Source organism: Actinotalea subterranea, from assembly GCF_008364845.1.
Taxonomy (GTDB): domain Bacteria; phylum Actinomycetota; class Actinomycetes; order Actinomycetales; family Cellulomonadaceae; genus Actinotalea; species Actinotalea subterranea.
The window spans coordinates 1-4,618 of record NZ_VTTP01000022.1 but is presented as its reverse complement, the minus strand read 5'-3'; the positions used below and the strand labels follow the sequence as shown (position 1 = coordinate 4,618).

Here is a 4,618-nt window from a genome sequence, read left to right as displayed (position 1 = left end):
ACCACTACCGTCAAAACCCGACCGTCACGACGGCCGAGACCAGAGAACCGAGCCTCCACTGAAGTCGGGGCGGTTCAACCAAGAGAAGGAGTACGACCATGACCGCAATCGAGCAGCACACCCCGGCCACGCCGACGGCCGCCCGGCAGTACTACCGCGTCAAGGACGCCGCCATGGTGCTCTGCGTCCCGCCGCGCACGCTGTACCACCTGGTCGAGAAGGAGCAGATCCCGTGCCGGCGCCTCGGCACCGTGATCCTCATCCCGGCGGCGTGGGTCGACCGCGAGCCGGCCATGCCGCCCAAGCGGCGCTGATGTCCGTCACCAAGCGGATCTTGCCCTCGGGCACGGTGACCTGGCGCGCGAAGGTCTTCTTCGAGCGCCGGGTCATCGCCCAGAGGTCGTTCACGCGTCGCGTCGACGCCAAGCGCTGGGAAGCCGACCAGCTCGCGCGGCTCGACGCCGGCTCCTGGATCGACCCGACGCGGGGGCGCATCACCTTCGCGGCGCTGGCCGAGGAGTGGCAGGCCTCGCGTGGTCACCTGGCGGTGCGCAGCCAGGAGACCACACGCTTCCTGCTGGACAAGTACGTGATCCCGGAGATCGGGGCGTACCCGATCTCCGGGATCTCGGCGGCCGACGTCGAGCGGGTGATGTCCGCTCTGACCGCTCGCGGGCTCGCGACGGCGACGCGGCGCCGGGCGCTGTCGATGATCCGGCTGGTGTTCGACTACGCGATCCGCGACCGGCGGCTCAGCGTGAACGTCGCACGGATGGTGTCGCTTCCGCGCGGAGCGACCAAGCGGGAGCCCCATTGGCTGCGACCCGAGCAGCTCGGCCGGCTGGTCATGGCGGTGCCCTCGTTGTGCCAGCCAGTCGTGCTGTTCCTCGGGACGACGGGGTGCCGGTTCTCGGAGATGGCGGCGCTGCGGATCGACGACGTGGTGCAGACCCCGCACGGCCTCGGCGTCCGGGTGCACCGGGCGGCGACGCAGTCCAAGCGGACGAGCGGGGCGGTGTTCGGCCCGACGAAGACGCACCAGACCAGAACCGTGCCGGTGCCCGCGGCGCTCGACGAGTACGTGCGGACACGGGTCGCGGGGACGGCGCCGGGCGGATACCTGTTCCCGAGCCCGAGCGGCGGCGTCTGGACGAATACCAACTTCCGCGCCCGATCGGGGTGGATGGACGCGACCCGGCGGGCGGGCGTCGAGGGGACGACGATCCATGACCTGCGGCACACCGCCGCCTCGCTGCTGATCGCGGCCGGGGCGGACGTGAAGGCGGTGCAGGTGATCCTCGGGCACTCGACCGCGACGATGACCATGGATCTCTACGGGCACCTGTTCTCCGAGGCCACGTGGCAGGCGATGGAGCGGCTGCCGGTGATCCCGCTGATGCAGGCACCGCGGGCGATCGAGCCGGCAGTGACGGATACACCCGACGCTTCTGCTTAGTGGCGCGCGGCTCGCCGGCAGCCGTAGCGGCTCCACGTGTCAGAGGTGACTGGCACTATCCGATCATGTCGACTTCCGGTCCGGATAGACCCCGATGGACAGACCAAGAGCGAGGAACTGTGGAGCCTCTCGGGGTACACGAGGGCCTCTTCGAGGCGCCAGACGGTCGACGCATGCACATGGTCGCCGCAAGCCATGAAGCGCTCGTCGCCATGGGGGCCCGGGCCGACGCGTACGCGGGGCAACTACGGCCCGCTGAACCGGATGAGATCCCCAGCACCCGGGAACTCGATGATGCCGTCGACTACGGTATCGCTGCACTCCGCGACCTAGTGCGCGGCCACGACGCCTTCGACGTAATGATCCTGCTCCGCCAGTTCGTCATGCCTCCGGACCTGGCGCTCTGGATGGAAAGCGGTTCTAGTCCGCTCGACTCCTGGGCAGCGGCCGAGGTAGTCGCGCTAGTGCTACTCGGCCTCGGGCTTCCAATGCGCGATCCCACCTGCGAGGTCGGCACCGCGTCCATCGTCCCGGAACTCGTCAGGACCGGCGCGACCATCGTCGAACTGACCGGTCTGCGTGGGGTGGTGCGCCTTAGCTGGGAGCGTGAGGGCGCCCCCGCGACAGAGATGAGCACGCTTGCATGGCGTCTCTCGAGTCATGAGACCTCAGTCCGCGGACGTCAGTACCGACAAGTCGCCGCCGCGATCCACGAGAACGTCTTGCGTACTACCAGAACCGATGCAGCGTTCCGATCGGTCCTCAACTTCACCTACGACGACGTCCTCGCCGTTCGCGAAGCCGTCATTGACATAGGCGGCGCCCGGCTCGACGAAGTGTTCGAGCAGTTGGGCGAGGCCGCCCAGACTGGAGGGCCGCCGAGCGCTGAGGCGAGGGAAGCGGCGAGGCTGCTGTTCCAAACACCATCTGAGCTTCAGGTAATCACACCTGAACAGGTTGGGCACGCGGCCGGGATCGACGTCAGTACCGCAACCGCAGTCCTCAACACGTTCAGTGCGCAACCTGATGGCCGCGGCCCGGAGGAGCTCGTTCACGAGTTCTGCGACGGACGCAACCCCATTGCGGGGAAGGCGATCCTCCATGCGCCGGGGCGCGGCTACCTTCCCCTGCCGGGAGCGATCGCCGAGGACGAAATCCGTCGGACCTGCGAGGCGCGGCTGAAGGGGACACCGATCTGGACGACCTACGGACGAGCCCGTGATCAGGCGGTTGAGGGCCTCGTCACCGAGGCGATCGATGCGATCCTCCATGGAAGGGCGACCACTCGCCGCAACGTCCGCTATCGCCACCGAGGTGTCGATCACGACCTCTCCTCGACGTCAATCACGCACAGGAGCGCGCCGGTGGCCGAGGCTGATGCGCTCGTCCTGCTGGATGGCGTAGCGCTGTGTGTGGAAGTCAAAGCTGGGGACTTGAGGGCAAAGTCGCGCCAAGGCGGGGTGCAGCAGTTGCACGGGGACCTCACCAAGACCGTCCGAGAGGCCGCCGAGCAGGCCGAACGACTCCGTTCGATCATCGAGTCCTACCGGGGACTCTGGCTGGAGGACGGGACGTGGCTGGACCTCAGCGACGTGCACGAAATTCACTCCATCGTCGCGTGCCTCGACGACCTCGGACCGCTTGCGCTCGCGACGTCCGAACTGGTTCAGGCCGGAGTTCTCACGCAGACGCAGCTGCCCTGGGTCGTCAGCGTTCATGATCTCCTGGTGTTCCAGCGCGTACTGGATCGGCCAGAGAACTTCCTTACGTACCTGCGGCGTCGGACGAACCGCGACGCAGCTACGTGGATCACAGGAAGCGACGAGCTGGACATCCTCATGTGGTTTGTCGCGGGAGGCTTCTACTTCAAGCCTGACCCAGACCGACTCTTCGCCCGGCACCCCAACTCCAAGCCTCCGACGGCGAAGCAGCGACGAGAGTACGCGAGCCAGGGCCGCACGCTCGTCGGCACTTTCACTGATCACCTCGACGCCTTCATGTACTTCGAGGATCGACTGTCGAGCAGGCCGGCGGACTGCCCCCGTCGCGAGCCGATGGGCGCCCAGCTCGGCAAGATCTTCGACGCCATGGCCGTGGATGGCGCACCGGGCTGGTGGCGAGCAGCCGCCGACGTCGATGGCCACTCCGCGCAGGCTCAAGCTTCCATCACTGCAAGCGTCGCCGCCACGCTCGCGGCCGGCGCGGGCGGCTCCTTCCACACTTTTGCGACGGGCGGCTTCGACGACACCGGGCGCTGGATCTACATCTTCGCAGCGGGCGCGGATTCCCAGGCGAACCGGGAGCACCTGCGCCAGTACCTCGAGGCGAAGAAGCACCACGAACACGCTGGTCGGGCGCTCGGAGTCCTCCTGGCACCCGACGGTCGGCCCCGCGTGACGCTGTGGCTCGACGACCCATGGACGTACAACCCCGACCTCGAAGCCCTCGCGCGAGCGATGCGCCTGATTCCGCCGGACCGGGCACCGAGCGCACTGCCACCAAAGGCCAAGAAGAAGCAAAGAGCCAGACCAGGCAAGCGGCGCCGCTGAACGCACGCCTGAACCGAGCCCAGTGAACCGGTGCCACGGAGGGAGCAACGGGCGAGCCGCGGGGGTGCCTAAGGCCTTGTCAGTGGGCGGTGGCATCGTCTGGATCACGCGCGGATCCGACGCCGTCGACCTAGGGCTTGACCTTGCTCCACGCCGATGGGTCCGGACGCTCTTGCTGGCGCTCATCGTGCTCATGGGCGTCACAGGCTGGTACGAGCCGGTGCTCTGGTACGTGCGGGACAAGGCAGCGGGGATCACCGAATCGCTGCTGCCGGCCTTCGAGGGCCTGGCCAACACGGACACCCCTGCCCGGGCTCCTTGACCTTGGCGAGAACGCGACCACGAAGCCTTGCTCGTGTCGTCACCGATGGACACGCCGCGATACTTGCGTCCGCCAGCGTCCGTCCACGTCCATGACCAACCGTCCAGATCCTGAGACGAGCCGCTGACCACACGCTGACCACGGACCCGAATCCGGCCTTCACAGCCACTGCGTCCAAGTCGCAGAAACCGCGCTTGACGTGCACAAATACCCTGTGAACCGCCCCGACTTCAGTGGAGGCTCGGTTCTCTGGTCTCGGCCGTCGTGACGGTCGGGTTTTGACGGTAGTGG

Annotated in this window: 4 protein-coding genes; all 4 read left to right on the top strand. The window is 67.4% G+C overall.

Features of this window, described 5'->3' with window-relative positions:
* Nucleotides 1-98: 98 nt before the first annotated feature.
* Nucleotides 99-314, top strand: a complete 216-nt coding sequence (locus FZ988_RS18325) for a helix-turn-helix domain-containing protein (RefSeq protein WP_149205488.1) — start codon at nt 99-101, stop codon at nt 312-314.
* Nucleotides 314-1,456 carry a tyrosine-type recombinase/integrase gene (locus FZ988_RS18320; protein WP_149205487.1) on the top strand — a complete coding sequence of 381 codons (1,143 nt, stop codon included), beginning with the start codon at nt 314-316 and terminating at the stop codon, nt 1,454-1,456. The genes FZ988_RS18325 and FZ988_RS18320 overlap by 1 nt, the downstream gene beginning before the upstream one ends.
* A 173-nt stretch (nt 1,457-1,629) precedes the next feature.
* Complete coding sequence (locus FZ988_RS18315) at nt 1,630-4,005, top strand: hypothetical protein (protein ID WP_149205486.1); 2,376 nt, start codon at nt 1,630-1,632, stop codon at nt 4,003-4,005.
* 82 nt (nt 4,006-4,087) lie between these two features.
* Nucleotides 4,088-4,327, top strand: a complete 240-nt coding sequence (locus tag FZ988_RS18670) for a hypothetical protein (protein ID WP_188079185.1) — start codon at nt 4,088-4,090, stop codon at nt 4,325-4,327.
* Nucleotides 4,328-4,618 lie beyond the last annotated feature (291 nt).